General features: G+C 30.1%; 22 protein-coding genes. 1 reads left to right on the forward strand and 21 read right to left on the reverse strand.

Annotation, left to right across the window (positions count from 1 at the left end; genetic code table 11):
• Positions 1-22: 22 nt before the first annotated feature.
• The 21 genes from FAY47_RS06950 to FAY47_RS07050 form a co-directional block, all read right to left on the reverse strand.
• Entirely contained in the window at positions 23-460 is a 438-nt protein-coding gene (locus tag FAY47_RS06950; protein ID WP_143315970.1) for an FHA domain-containing protein, read from the reverse strand.
• A 90-nt stretch (positions 461-550) separates the two neighbouring features.
• On the reverse strand, positions 551-3,379 hold the full coding sequence (uvrA, locus tag FAY47_RS06955) for an excinuclease ABC subunit UvrA (RefSeq protein ID WP_143315971.1): 2,829 nt from the start codon (positions 3,377-3,379) through the stop codon (positions 551-553).
• A gap of 29 nt (positions 3,380-3,408) precedes the next feature.
• Positions 3,409-5,376 carry an excinuclease ABC subunit UvrB gene (gene uvrB / locus FAY47_RS06960; RefSeq protein ID WP_143315972.1) on the reverse strand — a complete coding sequence of 656 codons (1,968 nt, stop codon included), beginning with the start codon at positions 5,374-5,376 and terminating at the stop codon, positions 3,409-3,411.
• 142 nt (positions 5,377-5,518) lie between these two features.
• On the reverse strand, positions 5,519-6,802 hold the full coding sequence (locus tag FAY47_RS06965) for a PDZ domain-containing protein (protein WP_143315973.1): 1,284 nt from the start codon (positions 6,800-6,802) through the stop codon (positions 5,519-5,521).
• 13 nt (positions 6,803-6,815) lie between these two features.
• Positions 6,816-8,033 (reverse strand): S41 family peptidase, encoded by a 1,218-nt coding sequence (locus FAY47_RS06970; RefSeq protein ID WP_207706227.1) that lies wholly within the window; start codon positions 8,031-8,033, stop codon positions 6,816-6,818.
• A 92-nt stretch (positions 8,034-8,125) separates the two neighbouring features.
• The gene (gene ftsX / locus FAY47_RS06975) at positions 8,126-9,016 is read right to left on the reverse strand and encodes a permease-like cell division protein FtsX (protein ID WP_143315975.1); all 891 of its coding nucleotides are present in this window, start codon (positions 9,014-9,016) and stop codon (positions 8,126-8,128) included.
• Positions 9,006-9,692 carry a cell division ATP-binding protein FtsE gene (ftsE, locus tag FAY47_RS06980; protein ID WP_143315976.1) on the reverse strand — a complete coding sequence of 229 codons (687 nt, stop codon included), beginning with the start codon at positions 9,690-9,692 and terminating at the stop codon, positions 9,006-9,008. Before ftsE ends, ftsX begins: the two co-directional genes overlap by 11 nt.
• A gap of 139 nt (positions 9,693-9,831) precedes the next feature.
• On the reverse strand, positions 9,832-10,677 hold the full coding sequence (locus tag FAY47_RS06985; protein ID WP_143315977.1) for a YitT family protein: 846 nt from the start codon (positions 10,675-10,677) through the stop codon (positions 9,832-9,834).
• Positions 10,678-10,691: 14 nt separating this feature from the next.
• A complete protein-coding gene (locus FAY47_RS06990; RefSeq protein WP_143315978.1) occupies positions 10,692-11,540 on the reverse strand; it encodes a YitT family protein in 849 nt (282 codons plus the stop codon).
• A gap of 258 nt (positions 11,541-11,798) precedes the next feature.
• Entirely contained in the window at positions 11,799-12,740 is a 942-nt protein-coding gene (locus FAY47_RS06995; protein ID WP_143315979.1) for a transketolase family protein, read from the reverse strand.
• Entirely contained in the window at positions 12,740-13,564 is an 825-nt protein-coding gene (locus FAY47_RS07000) for a transketolase (protein WP_143315980.1), read from the reverse strand. The genes FAY47_RS06995 and FAY47_RS07000 overlap by 1 nt, the downstream gene beginning before the upstream one ends.
• Before the next feature lie 290 nt (positions 13,565-13,854).
• The gene (locus tag FAY47_RS07005) at positions 13,855-14,208 is read right to left on the reverse strand and encodes a type II toxin-antitoxin system PemK/MazF family toxin (protein ID WP_143315981.1); all 354 of its coding nucleotides are present in this window, start codon (positions 14,206-14,208) and stop codon (positions 13,855-13,857) included.
• 8 nt (positions 14,209-14,216) lie between these two features.
• Positions 14,217-14,450 carry a hypothetical protein gene (locus tag FAY47_RS07010; RefSeq protein WP_143315982.1) on the reverse strand — a complete coding sequence of 78 codons (234 nt, stop codon included), beginning with the start codon at positions 14,448-14,450 and terminating at the stop codon, positions 14,217-14,219.
• Positions 14,451-14,710: 260 nt separating this feature from the next.
• Entirely contained in the window at positions 14,711-15,313 is a 603-nt protein-coding gene (locus FAY47_RS07015) for a germination lipoprotein GerS-related protein (protein ID WP_143315983.1), read from the reverse strand.
• A 64-nt stretch (positions 15,314-15,377) separates the two neighbouring features.
• Positions 15,378-16,877 (reverse strand): NAD(P)H-hydrate dehydratase, encoded by a 1,500-nt coding sequence (locus FAY47_RS07020; RefSeq protein ID WP_143315984.1) that lies wholly within the window; start codon positions 16,875-16,877, stop codon positions 15,378-15,380.
• On the reverse strand, positions 16,878-17,252 hold the full coding sequence (acpS, locus tag FAY47_RS07025) for a holo-ACP synthase (RefSeq protein WP_143315985.1): 375 nt from the start codon (positions 17,250-17,252) through the stop codon (positions 16,878-16,880).
• Between the two features lie 64 nt (positions 17,253-17,316).
• Positions 17,317-17,613, reverse strand: a complete 297-nt coding sequence (locus FAY47_RS07030) for a DUF6514 family protein (RefSeq protein WP_143315986.1) — start codon at positions 17,611-17,613, stop codon at positions 17,317-17,319.
• 598 nt (positions 17,614-18,211) lie between these two features.
• Entirely contained in the window at positions 18,212-18,565 is a 354-nt protein-coding gene (locus FAY47_RS07035) for a single-stranded DNA-binding protein (protein WP_143315987.1), read from the reverse strand.
• A 69-nt stretch (positions 18,566-18,634) separates the two neighbouring features.
• A complete protein-coding gene (locus FAY47_RS07040; protein WP_143315988.1) occupies positions 18,635-19,483 on the reverse strand; it encodes a YihY/virulence factor BrkB family protein in 849 nt (282 codons plus the stop codon).
• A gap of 52 nt (positions 19,484-19,535) precedes the next feature.
• Positions 19,536-21,827 carry an ATP-dependent DNA helicase gene (locus FAY47_RS07045; RefSeq protein WP_243129564.1) on the reverse strand — a complete coding sequence of 764 codons (2,292 nt, stop codon included), beginning with the start codon at positions 21,825-21,827 and terminating at the stop codon, positions 19,536-19,538.
• A gap of 52 nt (positions 21,828-21,879) precedes the next feature.
• A complete protein-coding gene (locus FAY47_RS07050; protein ID WP_143315990.1) occupies positions 21,880-22,470 on the reverse strand; it encodes a DUF1836 domain-containing protein in 591 nt (196 codons plus the stop codon).
• Positions 22,471-22,937: 467 nt separating this feature from the next.
• Here FAY47_RS07050 and FAY47_RS07055 point away from each other — a divergent pair, with 467 nt between their 5' ends.
• Positions 22,938-23,183 (forward strand): AbrB/MazE/SpoVT family DNA-binding domain-containing protein, encoded by a 246-nt coding sequence (locus tag FAY47_RS07055; RefSeq protein WP_143315991.1) that lies wholly within the window; start codon positions 22,938-22,940, stop codon positions 23,181-23,183.
• Positions 23,184-23,383: the final 200 nt, after the last annotated feature.

A 23,383-nucleotide genomic window follows, 5' to 3' on the forward strand; every position in this document is an offset into this window, starting at 1 on the left:
ATAATCACCTCAATTGTTGCTTCTATAGTACTTTAAAACTAGTTGATCCTATTTTTATCTCATCTTTACCAAAAAGTTTTGCTTTCCCAGCCACTTTTCTTCCGTTCACAAAAGTTCCATTTGTACTATTTAAATCTTCAATAAATAAAATATTATTTTTTATAACAAATCTAGCATGATTTCCTGATACATGTTGATCTGATAGAATAACAGAATTATCATCTTTTCTTCCTAAAGTAACTACACCTCTAACAGGTATTACAGTTCCCTTTTTTAAGTTCTCATTTCCGTCTACTTCCAAAACTTCAATTCCGTAACTCTTCTTTCCTTGTGGTCGTTTTCTACGCCCTCCGCCTTTTACATCCTTGTACATTATTTTAAGTGCAAAATATATTATTACATACAAGATTATTATAAACGCTATACCAAATACTATAGCTGAAAATTTCGAAAAATCCATATCTCCACCTCAAATCTATTTTTTTGCCTAAATAGATTATACAACAAAACTAAGTAAAACCCTAATCCTTATGTTACAAATTATCTCCTATTAATCAACTAAAATCCTTTTTAGATACTTTCCAGTATAAGATTTTTCGTTTTCTGCAACTTTTTCTGGTGTTCCTTGACACACTAATGTACCACCTTTATCTCCACCTTCTGGTCCAAGATCTATAATATAATCTGCGCACTTTATCATATCTAAATTATGCTCAATTACTACAACAGTATTTCCTACATCAACTAATCTTTGAAGTATTTCTATTAATCTCTTAACATCATCAATATGAAGACCTGTTGTTGGTTCATCTAAAATGTATAGAGTTTTTCCTGTACTTCTTTTAGATAATTCATAAGCTAATTTTATTCTTTGGGCTTCTCCTCCAGATAATTGTGTTGAAGGTTGACCTAATCTAACATACCCAAGTCCAACATCAAATAATGTTTGTAATTTATTTTTTATTCTTGGTAAGTTTTCAAAGAAAGTTAATCCTTCTTCAACTGTCATATTTAATATATCATCAATATTTTTTCCTTTATACTTTACTTCTAAAGTTTCTCTATTATAACGCTTACCTTTACAAACTTCACATGGAACATATACATCAGATAAAAACTGCATCTCAATTTTAATTATGCCATCACCTGAACAAGCTTCACATCTTCCACCTTTCACATTGAATGAAAATCTTCCTGGTTTATATCCTCTCATTTTTCCTTCTGGTGTCTGCGCAAACAATTCTCTTATTATGTCAAATGTTCCAGTATAAGTAGCTGGATTAGAACGTGGAGTTCTTCCTATTGGACTTTGATCTATATCTATAATTTTATCGATATTTTCATAACCCAAAATCTCCTTATGATTTCCAACAGGGTTCTTGCTCCTATTTACTAATTTATTTAATCCTTTATATAATATTTCATTAATTAGAGTACTCTTACCTGATCCTGATACCCCTGTTACCATAGTTAGTGTTCCAAGTGGCACAGATACATTAATATTCTTTAAATTGTTTTCCTTCGCCCCCTTTATTGTTATTTTCTCTCCATTCCCCTTACGTCTAGCATTAGGCAGCTCAATTTTTTTCTTTCCAGTTAAATACTGCCCTGTAATAGAATTTTCGTTATCCATAATTTCTTGAAGCGTTCCAGTTGCCACTATCTTTCCACCATGCTCTCCTGCTCCCGGACCTATATCTACAATATAATCTGATTCTCTCATTGTATCTTCATCATGCTCAACTACTACAACAGTATTTCCTACATCTCTTAAGTTTTTAAGAGTTTTAATTAGCTTATCATTATCTCTTTGATGAAGGCCTATACTTGGTTCATCTAGTATATATAACACTCCCATTAAGGATGATCCAATTTGAGTTGCTAACCTAATTCTTTGAGCTTCTCCACCAGACAATGTTCCTGAACTTCTCGCTAAAGTTAAGTAATCTAAGCCAACATCAACCAAAAATTGCAATCTACTTTTAATTTCTTTTACAATTTGTTCACTAATAATTTTATTCTTTTCAGAAAATTCTATGCCATTTATAAAATCTAATTCTTCTTTTATCGGTAATTTAGTAAATTCACTTATGTTTACTCCACCAACTCTTACTGCTAATGCTTCCTTTTTAAGTCTATCCCCATGGCATTTAGGACAATAGTTATCACTCATATACTGTTCTATTTCAGTTTTAATCAAATCAGAGTTAGTCTCGTTATATCTTCTTTTTAATGAATTAATTTCACCATCATAAGCATGATTATAAACAGATTTCACTCCTTCTTTCACATATTCAACCTTAAGCTTTTTCCCCTTAGTCCCATAAAATAATATATCAATTATGCTAGGTGACAAATCTTTAACCGGAGTGTGTAAAGAAAAATCATATTCTTTTGTTAATGCTTTTAAAATAGCAAAAGTCCACGACTCCTCCTTTAATCTGCCTTCTCCCCAAGTTGCTATCGCACCTTCCATTATACTTAATTCTTTATTAGGTATAACTAAATCTTCATCTATCTCATATAAAGTTCCGAGCCCATCACAACAATCACATTTACCAAATGGTGAATTAAAAGAAAATAATCTTGGTGCAAGCTCATCTATACTTATTCCACAATCAGGACAAGCAAACTTTTCACTAAACATGATATCTTCGCCGCCTACTATATTTATTAAAACTAATCCTTCCCCCTGTTTTAACGCAGTTTCTAACGAGTCACTTAATCTTCCCTCGATCCCTTCTTTGACAACTATTCTATCAACTACAGCTTCAATATTATGCTTATTATTTTTTTCTAACTTTATTTCTTCTTCAGTAAGGTCATATATTTTCCCATCCACTCTTGCTCTTATAAATCCATTTTTCTTTATATTATCAAGAACCTTTTCATGCATACCCTTTCTTCCCCTAATTATCGGAGCTAAAATTTGAATTTTTGTTTTATCCCCAAGAGCAATAACTTTATCAACAATTTGGTCAACAGATTGTTGACTTATTTCTTTCCCGCACTTTGGACAATAAGGAGTTCCTACTCTTGCATATAGTAATCTCAAATAATCATATATTTCAGTTATAGTTCCTACAGTAGATCTAGGGTTTTTACTTGTAGTCTTCTGATCTATAGAAATAGCTGGTGATAATCCTTCTATATATTCTACATCTGGCTTATTCATTTGCCCTAAAAATTGTCTTGCATAAGCTGATAGTGATTCAACATACCTTCTTTGTCCTTCTGCATATAATGTATCAAAAGCTAGCGATGACTTACCCGAACCCGAAAGTCCAGTAAATACCACTAGTTTATCTCTAGGAATTTCTAAATCTACGTTTTTCAAATTGTTTACTTTAGCACCTTTAATAATTATTTTATCTTTCATATTTATGTTTCCTTCCACATTTCTATATTTTATTTATACTTTTCAATTAAATCTCTAAGTTCTGCTGCTCTTTCAAATTGCAGATTCTTGGCTGCGTCCATCATCTCTTCTGTATATTTTTTAACTAAAGCTTTCTTTTCTTTTGCAGTTAACTTCTTTGTTTCCTCTTCAGCCACATAATTTTCTTCTGATTCTGATACTTTTGTAGCTTCTATTACATCTCTAACATCCTTAATTATCGTAGTTGGTACGATTCCATGTTCATTATTATATTCTTCTTGAATCTTTCTTCTTCTATTAGTTTCCTTAATAGCTCTATCCATAGATCCTGTAATATTATCTGCATACATTATTACCTTACTTTCTGCATTTCTTGCTGCTCTTCCTATTGTTTGAATAAGAGAAGTTTCTGACCTTAAAAATCCTTCCTTATCTGCATCTAATATTGCTACAAGTGCTACCTCTGGAATATCTAGTCCCTCTCTTAAAAGATTAATTCCAACTAAAACATCTTGTTCTCCTAGCCTTAATTCTCTTATTATTTTCATTCTCTCTATAGTTTCAATATCAGAATGCATATAAGTTGCTTTCACACCAAGTTCTGTTAGATATTTTGTTAAATCTTCTGCCATTCTCTTAGTTAAAGTTGTTATTAAAGTCCTAAATCCTCTTTCTGTTGTCTTTACTATCTCTCCATATAAATCGTCTATCTGTCCTTTTACTGGCTTAATTATAATTTCTGGATCTAATAAACCTGTAGGTCTAATTATTTGTTCCGCTACCACTGATGAATTATCCAATTCATATTGAGCTGGAGTTGCACTTACAAACACAACTTGATTTATCTTTTTCTCAAACTCAGGAAATTTTAGAGGTCTATTATCATAGGCACAAGGTAATCTGAAACCATATTCCACCAAGGTATTTTTTCTAGACCTATCTCCTGCATACATAGCTCTTACTTGTGGTAATGTTACATGACTTTCATCAATGAACATTAAATAATCTGCTGGGAAGTAATCTAAAAGTGTTTTTGGAGGAGTTCCTGGATCTCTATTATCAAATACTCTTGAATAATTTTCTATTCCAGTGCAATATCCCATTTCTCTAATCATCTCTATATCAAAATTAGTTCTCTGTCTAAGTCTTTGAGCTTCTAATATCTTATCTTGAGCATTAAGCTCTTTTAATCTCTCTTCTAATTCATCCTCTATCTTACTAATTGATTTTTCTAAAACTTCTGAAGAAGTAGCAAAGTGAGAAGCAGGAGTAATTGCCACATGATCTCTTTCTCCTAAAATAGTCCCTGTAAGCACATCAAATTCTCTTATTCTATCTATTTCATCTCCAAAAAATTCTATTCTTATACCTTTATTCGATGATGAAACGGGAACTATATCCAAAGAATCCCCTCTCACTCTAAAAGTACCTCTAGAAAAATCAATATCATTTCTTTCATACTGAATCTCTATAAGTTTTTTAATAATTTCATCTCTTTCTTTTTCCATCCCCACTCTTAAACTAAGAGTTAACTTCTTATATTCGTCAGGATTACCTAATCCATATATACAAGATACTGAAGCAACTATTATAACATCTCTTCGCTCAAATAATGCCGATGTTGCTGAGTGCCTTAACTTATCAATCTCATCATTAATTGATGCATCCTTTTCTATGAAAGTATCAGTCTGAGGCACATATGCTTCAGGTTGATAGTAGTCATAATAAGATACAAAATACTCAACAATATTATCAGGAAAAAATTCTTTGAATTCTGCACATAATTGAGCTGCCAGTGTTTTGTTATGAGCTAACACTATAGTAGGTCTTTGTAATTTTTCTATTATATTTGCCATAGTAAATGTTTTTCCAGAGCCTGTTACTCCTAGTAAAGTCTGACTCCTATTATTACCATTTATTGAATCTACTAATTCATTAATAGCTTGTGGCTGATCTCCTGTAGGCTTATATTTTGAATGTATTCTGAATTTTCCCATACTATCACCTTTTTCTTTTAATCGAACTTATATTCGTATTCTTATTTTACTTTTTCTCACTTTCATAGTCAAGAAAATTGAAATAACAAAAACTCTTTTAAAAGCAGTACTTACTGCCTCCAAAAGAGTTTTTTCTAAAAACTTATTTTTTATTCTTATCTTTTATATTTTTTAACACTTCTGAAAACTTATCATTATCAAAAGAAACTATTTTTCCCACATCAACAAACTTAGGAACCAAAACAACTCCTAATCTTCTGTTATTTTCTTGCTTTAAAGAAAATTCCTTTATTTCTCCAGCTTTATCTTTAATTTTTAGGTTTAGACAATTCAAACTTTCCTTAATTATCGAATAAATATCAGCTTCAGTATCAATTACCTTATCATTTACTGATACTATTCTATCCCCAGCTTTTAATCCTATCTCATGAGCTTTTGAAAAAGGAACAACATCTAATATAGCTATTCCACTTTCATCACTAACAAATAAAGGTATTCTCTTTTCTTCAATTTTTCGTTGAATTACCAACATCCCTTCATGGGCTAGGGGAGCAAATATGATTACTGCAATCTTTCCTATCATACCTAAACTTCCAAGTTGAGCTACCAAAACTAAAATTATTCCATATGCCAATATGAATATCCCCGAAGATACAGCCTTCTCTCTTTTTCTTCTTGTAAATGTCAACGAAGAATATCCTAGCACTCCGAATAATGGAGATAAGCTCAATATTGCTGATTTAACCAAATTAACTATATTATCATATCTTAGTATAGGCCACCACTCAGGAGTTCCAATACTATCCGTTCCTACCCCACCGCTACTTATTGTTCTATATGCAATAAATATAGCCACCGGTAATATCCAGTACCTACCAAATGCATATCCACCTAAAATCTTTCCTTTTTTATTAGAAAATACCGGCACTGCCCCTCTAGATCCATCAAACATAACCAATAATGCTTCTACAATATGCATAACACCTACAAAAGTCATTAACATAACTATATCCAAATTAAATAATGCAGTTCCATCACTTGTTTTTATATTAAAATAAGAAAATATTAAACTTATTCCGCCTAATATTGCCCCTGAATATGAAAAACATACCAACCTAGGCTTTATAAACATTAGAAGTATTGAAATCATAAACAAGAATTCTATTCCTGAATTTTCATCAAATATTACCCCTAAATAACTTAAAATAATACTCGCCAATATTCCTGCAAATATACCTAAAACTATTTGAGATAATGTTAATTCAAGTGAAGAATTGACCTCTTCACCTATTACCATTCTTTGCATTGCAACTAGTTTCCTATTTTTACTATAAAAAACTATTCCTAATATAATCAACATAATCATTAAAGAGGGCTCTACAATTACATACGCCACAGATCTTAATGTATATATAATTAAATCCATAAAAGTGAGCCTCCTATTTAATCTTTTCCCTAATTACCTCTAATCCTTTTTTAAATTGAGGATCTGTTTTTCTAGAGTATTCTTTATCAACATCTTCCTTTGATAACTTCACTTCATAATCAGGCTTTATGCCAACTTTATGAATATTTTCCCCATTAGGTGTATAAAAATTATCTATTGTTATTTTAAGGGCACCTTCAGTCGTCTTAAGGGTAAATGGTGCTTGAGCAACACCCTTTCCATAAGTATTCGTACCCACAGTTTCTGCAATTCCATAATCTCTTAACGCCCCTGTGAGAACTTCTGAAGCACTAGCTGTATTTCCATCAATCAATAAAACAACAGGCATCTCTTGCCCTATTCCACCCTTTGATAAACTTTTCTTTTCTTTATTAAACTTATTATTTAATGTTGTAATGACTTTACCCTCTGGGATAAACTGTGAAGCGATACTCTCAGCTTCTGTAAGGAATCCACCACCGTTTCCTCTAATATCTAAAATTAAGCCAGTCATGCCAGAACTTTTCAAATCAGACAAAGTATTAATAAATGATGTTGATGCATCTTCATTAAAATCTTTTAATCTTATATATCCAACTTTATCTTCAACCATTTCTCCAAAAACCGACTCTGTCTTAATTTCTTCTTTTGTAAGTTCAACATCAAATGTATTTTTTCCATCCCTCAAAATAGTAAGTTTTGTACTACTTTTATTTGCATTAGAAATCAATGATATTGCTTTACCTGAATCGCTACCAATTTCTTCTCCATCTACTTTAACAATTATATCTCCAGCTACAAGTTTAGCTTTATCTGCTGGCTTATCAGCTTCAACATCTACTATCACAACTGCATTATCTTTTGCAAGTATGCTAACACCTATTCCAACCCTCAACCCTGAATTAGACAGATTAAATTTCTTATACTCATCTTTAGTCATATATACGGTGTATGGATCTTTTAAACTAGCTGTCATCCCTTTAATTGCTCCATCTAACAAAACATCATCTTCTACATCACCATTATAATTATCAATTAAAGTCTGTCTAGCCTCAAATAATCCAGCATATTTGCTATAATCTTGTGAATACTTTACAGCTTTTGAATACTGACTTGCATTAGGGCCTATAAACAATCCAAATCTTGCAGCTAAATTCCCTGCAAAAAATGATATTAATATTACACCTATACTCCCTAATGCAACGTAAGATTTCCCCTTACTTTCTTTCATTTTTTTTTCTTTAAATTGGTTCATTCCAAAAGCTTCCTTTCCAACACAAGATTAGATTTGTACAGTAAATATTCTATTCTTATTTTTTATAATTATACTACTAAGAACTTTCTTAAAGCTGCATAACTTGCAGTTCCACCAACAACTATAGATCCTAAGATAAACTTCCATAATAGATTAGTGAATACATAGCTAGGAACTACTAAGTTTACCATTAACAACTTAGATGCAATAAATGCAAATAAAGCCTTATACACTAAAAATACTGCTATTGTTGAAAAAATAGCTCCAAAAAGTGCAATAACCATACCTTCTATTATAAATGGCCACCTTATAAACCAGTCTGTAGCACCAACAAACTTCATTATTCCAACTTCTCTTCTTCTTGAATATACTGTTAATTTTGTAGTATTCATTATTAAGAAAATAGAAACTCCTATTAAAATTACAAATAAAACTACTCCTATTATCCTAATACCTTTAACTACATTTTGAACTGTATTGATTATTTCTTGTTGATCATTTACACTTTCAACACCCTCTAAATCTTTTACCGCATCACTTATATCTTGTGCATAGCTTGGATCTTCAAGTTTAACTATGTACGATTCTGGGAATGGATTATTATCAAAATTATACCCTTGTAATAAGCCCTCACTTTCACTCATACTTTCCTTGATATTATTATAAGCTTGTTCCTTAGATTCATATTCTACATCTTTTACTCCAGGTTGTTCTCTAAGCTTAACTTCAATCTCTCTTTTATCAATCAATTTTATATCATTTGTTAGAAATACCTTAAGTTCTACTTTTGATTCTACTCCTTGTATTGCCAAACTAGCATCCTTTGCTACAATTGAGAAAATTCCCAAAACCATAAAAGTAATTAATACAGTTATTGTCGATGCAATACTTATCGTCTTATTTCTCCTTAAACTCTTAAATGCGTCACCTATTAAATAGCTAATCGTATTAATCTTCATTTTGATACATCCCTCTTTTCTCATCTCTCGCTATTTCGCCAGCTTCCATTGCTATAACTCTTTTCTTCATGGTATCAACTATATCTTTTGCATGTGTCGCCATCAATACTGTAGTCCCTGATTTATTGACATCGTCTAATAATGACATTATCTCTTTTGCAGTTTCAGGATCTAAATTTCCTGTTGGTTCATCTGCTATTAAAACATTTGGATTATTTACTATAGCTCTTGCTAAAGATACCCTCTGTTGTTCTCCTCCGGATAATTCATTTGGAAACATCTTGTATTTGTGTGAAAGTCCAACTAGAGAAAGCACCATTGGAACTCTTCTTCTTATTTCTCTTGGTGACGCTTCTACTACCTTCATAGCAAATGCAACATTTTCATACACGTTTAAATTTGGTATTAATCTAAAATCTTGAAACACCATACCTATTTTCCTTCTAAAATAAGGTACTTCCTTTCTTGATAGGTTCCCTAATTCCGTATCATCAACCTGTATTTTCCCAGTAGTAGGTTCAACTTCTTTAAGTAACATCTTTATAAAAGTTGACTTACCTGCTCCTGATGGCCCTACAAGGAATACAAACTCTCCATTTTCTATGTCCACATTTACATCTGACAGTGCCTTAACATTATTATCATATATTTTAGAAACATTTTTAAACCTAATCACATTACCACTCCTTAGTTTTTATGTAAGCATCCATTATTCATCCTTTTCCATAGTGCCATTATAACATAACACTTCAACAAACGACCATCCCTGCCTATATTATATATTTTTTTTGCATTTTTTCAAATACTATTAATTGCTAATCTTCAATTATGTTCCCAAATCCTTTTCCTAAAACCTCTTGAGCTTCATTTACTGTAATGAACGCATTTGGGTCTTCTGCTTTCATAAATTGCTTCAACTGTATAAATTGCCTTCTATTTAATACTGTAAATATAACGGAATTGCTTTCACCAGTATAACCACCCTTACCATTAAATACTGTACAACCTCTATCGACATCTTTCATAATATAATTTACAACTAATTCCTCCTGATCTGTAAATATAATAACTTGCTTACATGAATTAAACCCATCAATAAATTTATCAATTAATGTACTACTTAGATATACACTTAACAATCCAAACAACCCAAGCTCTATACCAAAGTTATACATGGCCAACAAAATTACTACTGAATCTGATATTAATAACCCTTTTCCTATGTCCATAGAAAAATATTTGCTAAGTAATTTTGCAGTAATACTTGTTCCTCCAGTAGATGCCCCTTGAGAAAACACAACTGCAGACCCTACTGCTGTCACTGCACTTCCAAAAAATGTAGCTAGCATTAAATTATCAGTAATTGCTGTAGCTAACCCAAACTTTTCAATAGCTGAAAGAATTATTGACACTCCAAATCCAGCATAAATACTTTTTACACCAAAATTCCCTCCAATAAAAAAGAACGCTAAAACAAAAAGTATCCCATTACAAATAAACATGACTGGCCCAGCATCTAAATTAAATATATCTTGAAGGACTAAAGCTAACCCAGCTATCCCTCCTGATGCAATTTTATTTGGGAAAAAGAAAAATTCTAATCCAACTGCAACAATAATAATTCCTATAGTAATTAGTAAATATTCTTTGAACTTCTTCATATGTTTTCTCCTTGCTATTCAATTTCCATAAAACCTTCACCTAGAACCTCATATGACTCTCTTACAGTAATAAAGGCTCTTTTATCAATTCCTTTTATAAATTCTTTTAGTTTTATAAATTCACTTCTACCTATAACTGTATAAATTACTTTTATATCTTTTTCACTATATACTCCTACCCCTTTTAGATATGTACATCCTCTATCTAAATCTTCTAAAATAAATTTGCTTATTTCCTCATATCTGTCACTAATTATCACTATTTCCTTGCTTGAATTAAATCCGTCAATAAATCTATCTATAGTAATCCCTAAAATAATGACACTTAACATAGCATAAAATCCGATATCTAGCCCAAAAACCATAGCCGCTGCAAATGTTATTATAATATCTACTATCAACAATGACTTTCCAATATTAATATGAAAAAACTTGTTCAAAATTTTTGCTAAAATGTCTGTTCCTCCTGTTGATGCATTACAATTAAAAACAATAGCCATTCCAAAAGCTGATATTATTGTTCCAAATGCGGTCGCTATTACCAAATCAGTAGTAATTGCAAACGGATTGAAAAACTTTTCTATCCCCCACATAACTACTGATAATCCTAAACTTGCGAATATAGTTTTAGCACCAAAATTTCCTCCTATTAGCATAAAAGCTGCTGCAAATAATGCTAAATTTAAAACAAGTGTTATAACTCCTACACTTAAGTTTGGCACCAAGTTATTTAGAACTATAGCTATCCCAGTTACTCCACCTGCTGCTAACTTATTAGGTGCAAAAAAGTACTCTACTGATAATGCAACTAATATAATTCCAAAAGTAATTAGCATGTAATCCTTAATTAATTTTTTAGTCATATACTTATTCCTCCATATTAACATTCTCATATATCATTATAATTCCTATTGTGGAAAAAAAATATCCTAAACAAATGTTTTATATTTTTATAATTCCCAATATATTATACAATATATTGCCTATGTTTCTAAAAAAATAAATGTACAATAAGCAAATCCCAATAAAAGATAAAGTTTAAATCAAATTACCTTTCACTGCAAATTGCTAATTGTACATTAAGTTCTATCTTATATAATTCAAATTATACCTACTTATTGTTATTTCATCTCAATTGCCTTTTTAACTTTTACCACTATATCTGCAGATGTTAATCCATACGCTTTTAATAATTCACCTGGCTTTCCACTTTCACCAAAAACATCATTAACTCCTAATTTCAAAACTGGTACAGGAAATTCTTCAGATATCACTTCTGAAACAGCCGATCCTAGTCCTCCAATTATGCTATGTTCTTCTGCTGTAACTATTGCCTTAGTTTCTTTTGCTGCCCTAATTATAAGTTCTTTATCTATTGGCTTAATAGTGTGTATATTTATTACTTTAGCCCTTATTCCTTCTTTTGCTAATATATCTTTCGCTTCTAAAGCTGCTTCTACCATAATCCCAGTAGCAATTATAGTAACGTCAGTTCCTTCTGAAAGAGTAACCCCCTTACCAATCTCAAATTTATATTTTTTTTCATCATTAACTGTTGCAACAGCCATTCTTCCTAACCTTACGTAACAAGGGCCTTTCACATTAGCTATAGCTTTTATAGCAGCCTCAGTTTCTACATCGTCTGCGGGATTTATTACTATCATATTTGGTATGCTTCTCATAAGCGATATATCTTCAATAGCTTGGTGCGATGCTCCATCTTCACCAACTGTTAGCCCTGCATGAGTTGCACATATCTTAACATTTAAATTAGGATAACAAATTGAGTTCCTAATTTGCTCAAAAGCTCTACCTGCTGCAAACATAGCAAAAGTACTAACAAAAGGTATCTTTCCACATGTTGAAAGTCCTGCTGCAACCCCCATCATATTTGCTTCTGCAATTCCCATATTAAAAAATCTTTCTGGAGCAACAGTCTTAAAATTTGCTGTCTTCGTAGATTTTGAAAGATCTGCATCTAAAACCACTACATTTTCATTTTCATTTGCTAGTTCTGCCAATGCTTTTCCATATGCTTCCCTAGTTGCTACTTTGTTTCCCATTATCTATCCCCTCCTAATTCTTTAATTGCCTTTTCACATTCTTCTCTATTTGGAGCTGTCCCATGCCAACTTGCTTCATTTTCCATGAAAGAAACACCTTTGCCTTTTACAGTATTACATAATATAGCAGTTGGTTTATCCTTATATTTCTTAGCACTTTCTATAGATTCCAATATTTCGTCATAATTATGTCCATCTATAGTAATTACATTCCATCCAAAAGCTTCAAACTTCTTGTCAATAGGCGATGGATTCATTACCTTAGTTATATCTCCATCTATTTGTAATCCATTAAAATCTATAAATATAGTTAAATTATCTAATTTATAATGAGCTGCTGACATTGCAGCTTCCCATATTTGACCTTCTTCTAATTCTCCATCCCCTAAAACTGCATATACTCTATAACTCTTTTTATCCAATTTTGCAGCCAGAGCCATACCTACAGCAGCAGATGTTCCTTGTCCTAATGATCCTGTAGACATATCTACTCCTGGTACATCATTCATATTAGGATGTCCTTGCAATTTTGAACCTAACTTTCTCAAAGTAGTTAACTCTTTTGGATCAAAATACCCCCTTCTTGCAAGAGCACTATATAATACTGGCGCTGCATGCCCTTTTGACAATACAAATCTATCTCTATTTTCATCTTTAGGATTTTCAGGATTAATGTTTAATTCATTAAAAAATAATGTTGTAACAATATCAGTTGCTGATAATGATCCTCCTGGATGCCCTGATCCTGATGCAGTTAACATTTCTATTATATCTTGCCTAATTTGTTTAGAAATTTTAATTAATTCTTCTTTACTTTTCTTCATTGCAATATCCTCCTAAAAAATTCTGTATAATATATTCTCTATTTTTTCCCTAAATTAATAATATTATTTTAACATAAATAAATCTGTTTGAATACTCTAATCCAATTATTATGATCACTTTTTAATGTAAACATTTTATATAGTATATACTTTTATTTAATTGTGATACTCTTTATGCATTTTATTAAAAATAATTATACCAAAGTTAATATGTAATTCACGGAAATAATTTATAAATAAAAAAATCGAGATAGATTTCTATCTCGACCATCTTTTTAGCTTGTACTTATTTACCCTAAACTTAAACTAATTAGTAATGCTTTATTTACCTTTATCATATCACTTTCAGTCATATGTCCTATTTTTTCCTTCAACCTTTTTTTATCGAGGGTTCTTATTTGTTCTAAAAGCACTACAGAATCCCTATTCAGCCCATATTCTTCAGATGATATTTCTACATGAGTAGGTAATTTGGCCTTATTAATCTGTGATGTTATTGCTGCTACAATCACTGTTGGACTATATCTATTGCCAATGTCATTTTGCATTATTATCACAGGTCTGATTCCTCCCTGTTCTGAGCCTATTACCGGACTTAAATCAGCATAAAAAATATCTCCTCTTTTTACTACCATAGTCGTCATTTGAAAAATCACACTCCGCAAAGCCATGTCTCATAATTTTTAATATCAGCTAGTTCACTTTCATTATCAATTGCAAGTTGTAAGTTTATTTGGCCCATCTCTATATATCCATTTCTCATTGATTCAAAATCTTCCAAGGATTTTTTTTCTTCATTACATTGTATTAGATTACCATCAAATAATGACCTACTTTTTACACTTTGCACTTCTTTTTTTGTTTTTGATTCCCATGACGATGACATATCTTTCCCTCCTGGTAGTAAGAGTTTATGTATAATTAAATTATATTGCAAATAATGTCAACATGTCAAAGGGTTTGATGATCTTTTTCCTATTTTTACAAAATATTTATTTAGTAATGCATAATATTTCTTTATGATAAATTAATTAATCATATTTTAAATAGTTTCTACCACTTCCAGCCATCACTTTATCTATTCTAGCCAATATTAATTACAGACTTTATTTTTGTCTCACTTTATATCTCTCATATGTTCATTTATCAAAATAGTTCTGTATCCATTTCTTCTGTATATCTAAAATCTTTGTAAACAATTGTTAACTTTTCATCTCCGTTTATATCATAAACTTTTGTTACCATAGGACTTTTGTCTTTTTTGTTTATATATAACTTAGCCGAATTCATGTGACTATTCTTAAAAGGAAGAGCAATTTCTACCTCCAAATATTTTATATCCCCCCATTCTTCTGCATTTTCTTCAACATTTTTGATCTCATTTGATAGCAAATTACTAGTAAATGCTAATGTATAAACTTCATCTAAATCTCCATCAATCTTATATTCATCCCCATTATCATTCATGTTAATATAGCCATCTTTATAAATCTTAACTCTTTCTTGACCAAATTCTATTCTCATTCCTCGTTCTTTAAAATAATAAATATTTGCCTCATCTTTATATTCTCCCTTAGTATTCTTTATTATATATTCAACTTTTGAAGAATATGATTTCGCATTTTTCACAGATTCAAGTATCTCTTCATTTGTTGGGTAATATAAATGTCTAAAAATAATAACTAATATTATTGAAATGAACGGTATTATTAATAAAAATAATAATATATTGTTTTTTTTTATTTCCACCTTCGCAGATCCTCCAATTAAAATTACTCATTAATACTAATATTATTTCATCAGAGGAATTATTCTATTTTATTAACATATATTCCATAGTTTTAGGAATTTCCTCGATAATGTCTCTTGCATTAACAACATATCTCTCCTTACCTAAAACATCTCCAATCATTCCATGCATATAACAACCTAACTTGGCAGAATCAAATAGGCTTATTTTTTGGGCTATCAATGCTCCAATTATTCCCGAAAGACAATCTCCCATTCCTCCAGACGCCATCTTACTACTTCCTGTATTGTTTATTACTACCAAGTCACCATCTGAAATAATAGTGTTGTATCCTTTTAACACAGTTATAATTCCATATTTTTTCGAATAACTTCTGCAAATATCAATTCTATTTGCCTCGACATATTGAATACTTTTTCTGATCAATCTAGACATTTCTCCTGGATGAGGGGTAAATATCCCTCTTCCACATATACTATCTAATAACTTAACATCTTCACCTATTATACTTATTGCATCTGCATCTACTAAAATAGGGCATTTGCTATTAAATATACAGTTTCTTAACATGTCCTTATTGCTACTACCATTTCCAAGCCCAGGTCCACAAACTATAACGTCTGCCTGCTTTATCAGTTCATCTACTCTATCTTTATCATCATAACAAACAGTCATAGATTCAACTAATTTGCCTGCAAGTATCGGCTGTATATCTTTTTCTATTAATAATGTTACAAGCCCAGCCCCTGTTCTTACCGCTGCCTCAGTAACCAAATAGGCAGCTCCTGTAAATCCACACCTTCCAGCTAAAATTAAAACTCTTCCATAGTTGCCTTTATGCCCATACAAATTTCTTTCTGGTATCATTTTTCTATATTGAGCATTATCTAATATTTTAATGCCTTCACTAAACTTCTCCTTAACATTATTCGGTATACCTATTTTTACAATGGTAATTCCCCCCAAATAATTTTTCACTCCTGAATTAAAATATCCTTTTTTCAGTACTTCAACCACAAACGTTTCATTGGCTTTTATTGATGCATTGAGCACTTCTCCAGTATCACCATCAAGTCCAGATGGATTGTCAATTGATATAACATAATTTGCATTTTCATTTATAAATTCAATTAACTTGAGTATTACTCCCTCAACTTGTCTATTAATTCCACTTCCCAAAATTGCATCAACTAAAATATCTTCATATTTTACTTTGCTTTGAACTTTGATTATATCTTGTTCACTATTTATAATTTCTATTTCAGCCATCATTTTTACTAATATCTCATAATTAACTTTAAATTCAAAACTGCTTTTTTTTAGGTCTCCAACCACATAAATCTTAACTTCTTTTTCTTTTATTATCAATTTTCTAGCTATTGCAAGACCATCTCCGCCATTATTTCCAGTACCGCAAAAAAACACAAATTTATTTCCTTTATTAATCATATTGCAAGCCATTTCATGTGCAGCATTCTCCATTAAAATAATAGACGGAATTCCAATTTCATCAATTGTATACTGATCTAATTCCTTAGCATTTTTTACTGATAAAACTTCCACTTATCTCACCTCTTCAATCACTACAAATGCTATGGCATCCTCACTTGTATGTGATATAGAAACATGTATTTTGCAATTATCAAGACAGTACTTCTCTGTAATTTTGTCATTAATACTCACACTAGGCTTTCCTAAATCATCATGAATTACTTCTATATCTTGTAATCCAAATCCTCTAAACCCAGTTCCAAGAGCTTTACTTACTGCCTCTTTAACTGCAAAAATACCAGCAAGACTCTCTGAATTATTTTTTTTTGTTTTATAATAACATATCTCTAAATATGTAAATGCCCCTTCTAAAAACCTGGGCGTCCTATTAATTATCTTTTCTATTCTTTCTATCTTTACAATATCAGTACCTATTCCCCTTATCATATGCATCACCTTTCTAATATTGTATATTATATCAAACTTTCTATATTCTGATACTATACAATATTTATACTAAGCATGAACTACTATCCATATATTCTCCAATTACATCTACTAAGTGTATAGGCGATACTTCATTTCTCGATAATATACTCAATATTTGAAATACCCACTCCTTTTTTGACGAAATATGTTTTACCTCTTCTCTAACACATCTAGTAATTATGCCTTCACTTTTATCTTCTCTTATGACTTCTATCCCATATTCCTTGATTCCATCTAATAAGTCTTCTGTTATTCTATAAATATACTTTCTTTCACTATTGTGTGAATATTGAGTTGTAACCTCTCTATTTAATAACATTCTCCCATCTCCTTTTATTTTTTCTCCCTTTTATAAATTAATATTATCATACCCAATAAGAAAACATTGTCAAAGGCTGTCCTCTTTTTCTAAAAATTATTATTTATTTAATGACATAAAAAAACTTATTATACCTTTCTTCTTTTTTAACTTTCTATTTTCAATTAATCTAGATATTGATATATGTCGATTCATAGGTTATTATTACTTAATTTAATAAATTAACTTTCTAAATTTCATATATGTTATCCCACTTGTAAATTACTTTCTCAGCAAGTTTTATTGAACAGTATAAAAACATATATTTCTTATTTATATAAGTTATATTCCATTATCTCTTATCAAACCAATTTAATTTTCTTATGAAACCAAAAACTTCTTATTTTAGTATTTCAAAATATACTTATAAACAAAAAAATTTAAGGGAAATAAAAAAACAAGCTATTACAGCCTGCTTTTTTATTTCCCTTAAACCTCTCAAATATACCACATTTGAAACATGAATACGTTATCATTCACAGTTTAATTATAGCACATTTATTTAAAATATCAATGTTTTATCCTTTGTTTTTCATATTATATTAGAATGCAGTTTTATTTATTGATCATTTGTAGCCTCATCACTCTCGTTTCTTCTTCCCCCAACAAATTTGAAATCTTCTGCAATAACTTCAGCAATATATTTTTTATTTCCTTCTTTATCTTCGTAGCTTCCTGTTCGTAATCTTCCGCTTAAGCTAATATAATTGCCCTTTTTTAAATATTTACATACTACCTCGGCTTTTTTACCCCAAACTGTTACTGGAATTAAATCTGCTTTCCTAGTCCCATCTGGGGATTTAAAATTTCTATCGACAGCAACTATGAACTTTGTAAATACTTTATCTCCAGCCTCTACAGTTCTAAGTTCAGGATCTTTTATAAGTCTTCCTAATATAATTATTTTGTTCATGTTAACACCTCCTGAATATTTTCATTTTAAGTGTTTCCATGAACAAAGATTAATATTCAACTATTTTTCCTATTTATTTAATTTTTTTATTCTTTGCCTATTTATATCTAAAACCGAATTAATTTCTACCCCAAACATGAAAATTATAGACGACAAAAATAACCATATCATTAAAATAAATACTGCAGCTAAACTCCCATAAAACTTCGAATAATTGTTATAATTATTAATATAGAATGAAAAAACAATTGAAATCATCAACCACCCTATAGTACTAAAAATAGCTCCTGGCAAAACTTCTTTCCATTTTAACATTTTAGATGGTGTATATCTATATATTGCTGCAAATACAAAAATTAAAACAAAAATAATTACTCCATATCTTAACACATTCCATATAACTCCTATAACTTCTTTAAGAGGTAGCATTTCTATTAGATGGTTTCCAATAACTCTTCCGAACACCAATGAAGCCAATGCCATTAGAACTGTTAATGCTAATGCTATAGTACTAATAAATGATACCATTGCTCTTCTTATATATGTTCTTTCATCATGTATATTATAAGCCTTATTAATCCCTTTCATTACAGCTCTAAATCCTGATGATGCTGTCCATACGGCTAATATAATTGATATTCCCAATAAACCTGTGTTTTGTGATCCAAGAACCTCTAATATTGTAGTTTCTGTAAGTTCCATTACCGATATTGGTAATATAGTTCTCAATCCCTCTAGAACCTCCTTAGAATTTAGATGAATAAATCCAACCAGTGTAAGCAAAAACATTATGAATGGAAAAAATGAAAGAACTAAATAGTATGCCAATTGTGATGCTAGAGCAAATATATCATCTCTTTTTACCTTAACTATTAAGTGTATTAGTAAATCCATTTTGGAATTTTTTTCATTATTCATATAATCACCAATCTATCCTTTTATTACTTTTTTTATTTTATGCTATTATTCTCTATTTTATAATTTTTAATGGTTGCCATTCCTCTGGCATTAGATTGAAATACTCTGAATTTGTATATCTATCATCAATAAGTAACACCCTACCTTTGTCCTCTTCAGTTCTAATTACACGTCCTACAGCCTGCATAACTTTATTCATTCCTGGATATATATATGCTATTCTTTCTCCTTCTTCGCTAAAATGATTCTTTATAATCTCTCCTTCTAATGAAACTTTAGGATACCCCACACCTACTACTATAGCTCCTATAAGTTTATCTCCAGGCAAGTCAATTCCCTCTGAAAACAATCCTCCAACTACACAAAAAGCAATTACATCTTCTCCTTCTTCAAATCTAGATAAGAACCTTTTTCTATCTTCATCATCCATATTAGCTTCTTGAGAAATTATATTATTAACTTGAAAATTATCTTCAATATAGAATTTTGCCTTATTAGCATATTCATATGAAGGAAAAAAAATCATATAATTTCCCTTTTGTATGTTTATAAACTCAAAAATCTTATTGCAAATTTGAGGCAATGTTTTATCCCTAGCCGAATATCTAGTATTCCCCTTATATAAATAAACTTCAAGGTTTTCTTTTGGGAAAGGGGATCTTAGTTTAAGTCTATAATCATTAATATCTCCTCCTAACACTTTAATGAAATACTGAAAAGGAGCTAAAGTTGCTGAAAAAAGTATTGTTGCTTTGAACTTATCCATAGTACTTTTAAGTTTTTCTGCTGGATCTACACAAAACATGGAAATAATAACATCATCTCTTTCTATATTAACGTACGTTACATAATCATCCCCATATAATTCTGAAATAGACAAAAAACTATTTATATCAAAATATATATCCAACAATAAATCAGTAAATCTAAACTTTTCTTTTCTTACAAGTACTTCTTCAGACTCTCTATGAAAGCTTCTTAATATTTTACAAAGTTCTTTAGGTACTTCCTTATAAAATATTGAATTTTTATCCTGAGCTTCACAATTTCTTTTCTCTTCTATAAATAATTTATTAATTTTATTTATAATCTTATATATATTAGGTAATACTCCCTTAACTTCTCTTCGTAAATTCAAAAATTCACTTTTACTTAATTTAGTGCTATATCCACTTCTTCCTCTATCAATTAAGTTATGTGCTTCATCCACAAGAATAATATTATTTTCCCCTTCATCATCAACTATGCGCCTAAGATAAACTTTTGGATCAAATATATAATTATAATCGCAAATTACCCCATCACACCATTTGACTAAGTCTAGAGATAATTCAAATGGACAAATCTTGTATTTATCTCCATAATAAATCAATTCCCGATACGAAATAAAATCTTCATTTTCTAACACTTCGAAAATAATATTCTTCACTTTATCATAGTAATTCTTTGCATAAGGGCACATTTCTTCATTACACTCAACCTTATCATTGCGACATATTTTCTCTTTCGCTGTTAGTGAAATTGATTTAAATACTAATCCTTGTCTTCTTAAGTCCTCCAATGTATCTTCTGCGACTTTTCTATTTACATTTTTGGCAGTCAAATAAAATATTCTATCAGCTAAACCTTTCCCTACTGCCTTAATACTTGGAAAAAGAGTTGAAATTGTTTTCCCAATCCCTGTAGGAGCTTGCAGAAATATCTTTTTTCCCTCTTTTATAGTTCCATAGCAAGCTCTTATAAGATCTAATTGTCCTGCTCTATATTCATTAAAAGGAAATATAATGCCCATTATAGTTTTATTTCGCATTTCTTTATGTTTAATTTCAACAAGTACATATTTCTTATAGTAACCTACTAACTCTTCTATATATGTTGCTAATTCTTCAAATTCATATCTATTTAAAAACGACTTAACTTCATTTGTTTCCAAATTATAATAACTTAGTTGAACATATATAGTAGAGATACATCTTTCTTTGCTTATCATATACGCATATATTTTTCCTTGACTCCAATGCATAATATTAAAATCATCATATATATCTCTAAGCGGTACATATGTAGATTTAATTTCTTCAACTATTATATTATCTCCATCTTTTATAATTCCATCGCATCTACCTTCTAAATGTAAAATAAAATCATCCATATCTATGTCTGTCTTTAAATAAACTTCTTTTTCATATTCCTTATAAATTTCTTCATTACTTTTCTGTAATTTTTGATGGGCTCTTACTCCCTCCAAAGCTCTAGCATTGGTTTTAAATCTATTATCTAAACTTCCTGATTTTAAAATTACTTCAACAAATTCTCGTACTGACTTTCTTACTTCAACTGCCATCATTCTTCACCTTAATTCTATATAAATAAAAAAATAGGAGAACTACGCTCTCCTATTCCGTACTGTAGTCATTAACAATTTTTTGTACCAGTTTTTTTATTGCACTTGCTTGTGAAAGCAAAGCCATCACACTAACAAACACTCTTATACGCTCTTCATCTTTTTTATCCAATTCAAGCGAATCCATAATTTTATCTAATTTTCCTAAATCCCCAGTAGAATTCATTAAAATCGAGCCATAACTTTCCTGCTGAATTTCTTCAAATATTTTATATGCAGACTCCCATGATATTATATCATCATTTCTATCATTTATTTCATTAAATGCTAAACTAAATACTTTCTTAATTTCTTCTGTTGTCAATACTGGTCTCATATAACTCAAAAGTACAAGTTGCACCAAATGTATTTTAGTATAACCTCTCTTCTTACCATCCTCTGGCTTAGTTATAACTCCACTTTTAATATAATTTTGGACAATATTGCTGGTATACTTATCGTTAGGAAATTTATCATTTAAAAAATCAATTACTTGTGACAAAAACAAATCATATTGTGGTAAATCACTATATGGAATTGTACTACTACTTGATGGCTCATTTGCTAGTTCTTCTATATAATTAGAATCAAATTTATTACCCATATATATCCCACCTTTAAATGTTTATCGTTAATTATATTATATAGTACAAAAAAACTTATTACAAGTTACATTAACTATATTATTTTTATTGCTATTTTTTTAAATTAATAGTATATTATACATATACATATTTCGACAAATATTCTTTGTTTTCATAAGCCAATGTCAATTTTTATCATTTTTAATTTTATCGCTTCTTTTATGATTTTATTTCCATGTTTTGGTTTTTGCTGAATTGCTGTAATTATAGGTTCTTATCTAAAAAAAAAACTAATCATAAATATATTTTTTAAATGTAAACTATTGACATTTTCAAAAAATGGTAGTATATTCAATTTAGACATAGTTTAGAGAGAAATTTGTAAATATAAAAATATTTTTCACATTTTTAGTTGACTTTATATTACAAACTTGGTAACATAACATAGTAAAATGTCGAACAATGCAAATATAAGGAGGAATTTTAAATGAAATCAACAGGTGTAGTAAGAAGAGTGGATGAATTAGGAAGAATTGTTATTCCTATAGAATTAAGAAGGACTTTAGATATCGCAGAAAAAGATGCTTTAGAAATTTATGTAGATGGTGAACAAATCATATTAAAGAAATACGAACCAGCTTGTATCTTCTGTGGTGATGCTAGAGATGTTATAAACTATAAAGGTAAGAATATCTGCAAAAATTGTCTTGAAGAAATGAAGAACGGAAGATAATATACAGATACATATATTAATATTTTAATATAAAAAAAGTACCTCTATCCCCTAGAGGTACTTTTTTTATATTTCTAATTCTGTTGAGACCTTATACACTATATTTCTTTCTAAGCTTCTATCTTTTGCCACCTTTTTTACCGCTTCCTTTTTACTTAATCCTTCTTTTACAAGTAGTATTATATGCTCTTCTATAGTTA

Origin of the sequence: Clostridium sp. HBUAS56017 (assembly GCF_007115085.1) — a bacterium.
Classification (GTDB): Bacteria; Bacillota; Clostridia; order Clostridiales; family Clostridiaceae; genus Clostridium; species Clostridium cibarium.

Bases quoted from the DNA above. Each gene is read 5' to 3' on its own strand.
- FAY47_RS07055 (WP_143315991.1), top strand. From the start codon at position 22,938: ATGAAATCAACAGGTGTAGTAAGAAGAGTGGATGAATTAGGAAGAATT.
- ftsX (WP_143315975.1), bottom strand. From the start codon at position 9,016: ATGAAGATTAATACGATTAGCTATTTAATAGGTGACGCATTTAAGAGT.
- FAY47_RS07000 (WP_143315980.1), bottom strand. From the start codon at position 13,564: ATGAAGAAAAGTAAAGAAGAATTAATTAAAATTTCTAAACAAATTAGG.
- FAY47_RS06985 (WP_143315977.1), bottom strand. From the start codon at position 10,677: ATGAAGAAGTTCAAAGAATATTTACTAATTACTATAGGAATTATTATT.
- FAY47_RS06950 (WP_143315970.1), bottom strand. From the start codon at position 460: ATGGATTTTTCGAAATTTTCAGCTATAGTATTTGGTATAGCGTTTATA.
- FAY47_RS06995 (WP_143315979.1), bottom strand. From the start codon at position 12,740: ATGGGAAACAAAGTAGCAACTAGGGAAGCATATGGAAAAGCATTGGCA.
- uvrA (WP_143315971.1), bottom strand. From the start codon at position 3,379: ATGAAAGATAAAATAATTATTAAAGGTGCTAAAGTAAACAATTTGAAA.
- FAY47_RS07040 (WP_143315988.1), bottom strand. From the start codon at position 19,483: ATGAATAATGAAAAAAATTCCAAAATGGATTTACTAATACACTTAATA.
- acpS (WP_143315985.1), bottom strand. From the start codon at position 17,252: ATGATAAGGGGAATAGGTACTGATATTGTAAAGATAGAAAGAATAGAA.
- uvrB (WP_143315972.1), bottom strand. From the start codon at position 5,376: ATGGGAAAATTCAGAATACATTCAAAATATAAGCCTACAGGAGATCAG.
- FAY47_RS07010 (WP_143315982.1), bottom strand. From the start codon at position 14,450: ATGTCATCGTCATGGGAATCAAAAACAAAAAAAGAAGTGCAAAGTGTA.
- FAY47_RS06990 (WP_143315978.1), bottom strand. From the start codon at position 11,540: ATGACTAAAAAATTAATTAAGGATTACATGCTAATTACTTTTGGAATT.
- FAY47_RS07035 (WP_143315987.1), bottom strand. From the start codon at position 18,565: ATGAACAAAATAATTATATTAGGAAGACTTATAAAAGATCCTGAACTT.
- FAY47_RS07050 (WP_143315990.1), bottom strand. From the start codon at position 22,470: ATGGGTAATAAATTTGATTCTAATTATATAGAAGAACTAGCAAATGAG.
- FAY47_RS07045 (WP_243129564.1), bottom strand. From the start codon at position 21,827: ATGGCAGTTGAAGTAAGAAAGTCAGTACGAGAATTTGTTGAAGTAATT.
- FAY47_RS06965 (WP_143315973.1), bottom strand. From the start codon at position 6,802: ATGGATTTAATTATATATACATTAAGATCTGTGGCGTATGTAATTGTA.
- FAY47_RS07005 (WP_143315981.1), bottom strand. From the start codon at position 14,208: ATGACGACTATGGTAGTAAAAAGAGGAGATATTTTTTATGCTGATTTA.
- FAY47_RS06970 (WP_207706227.1), bottom strand. From the start codon at position 8,033: ATGAAAGAAAGTAAGGGGAAATCTTACGTTGCATTAGGGAGTATAGGT.
- FAY47_RS07030 (WP_143315986.1), bottom strand. From the start codon at position 17,613: ATGTTATTAAATAGAGAGGTTACAACTCAATATTCACACAATAGTGAA.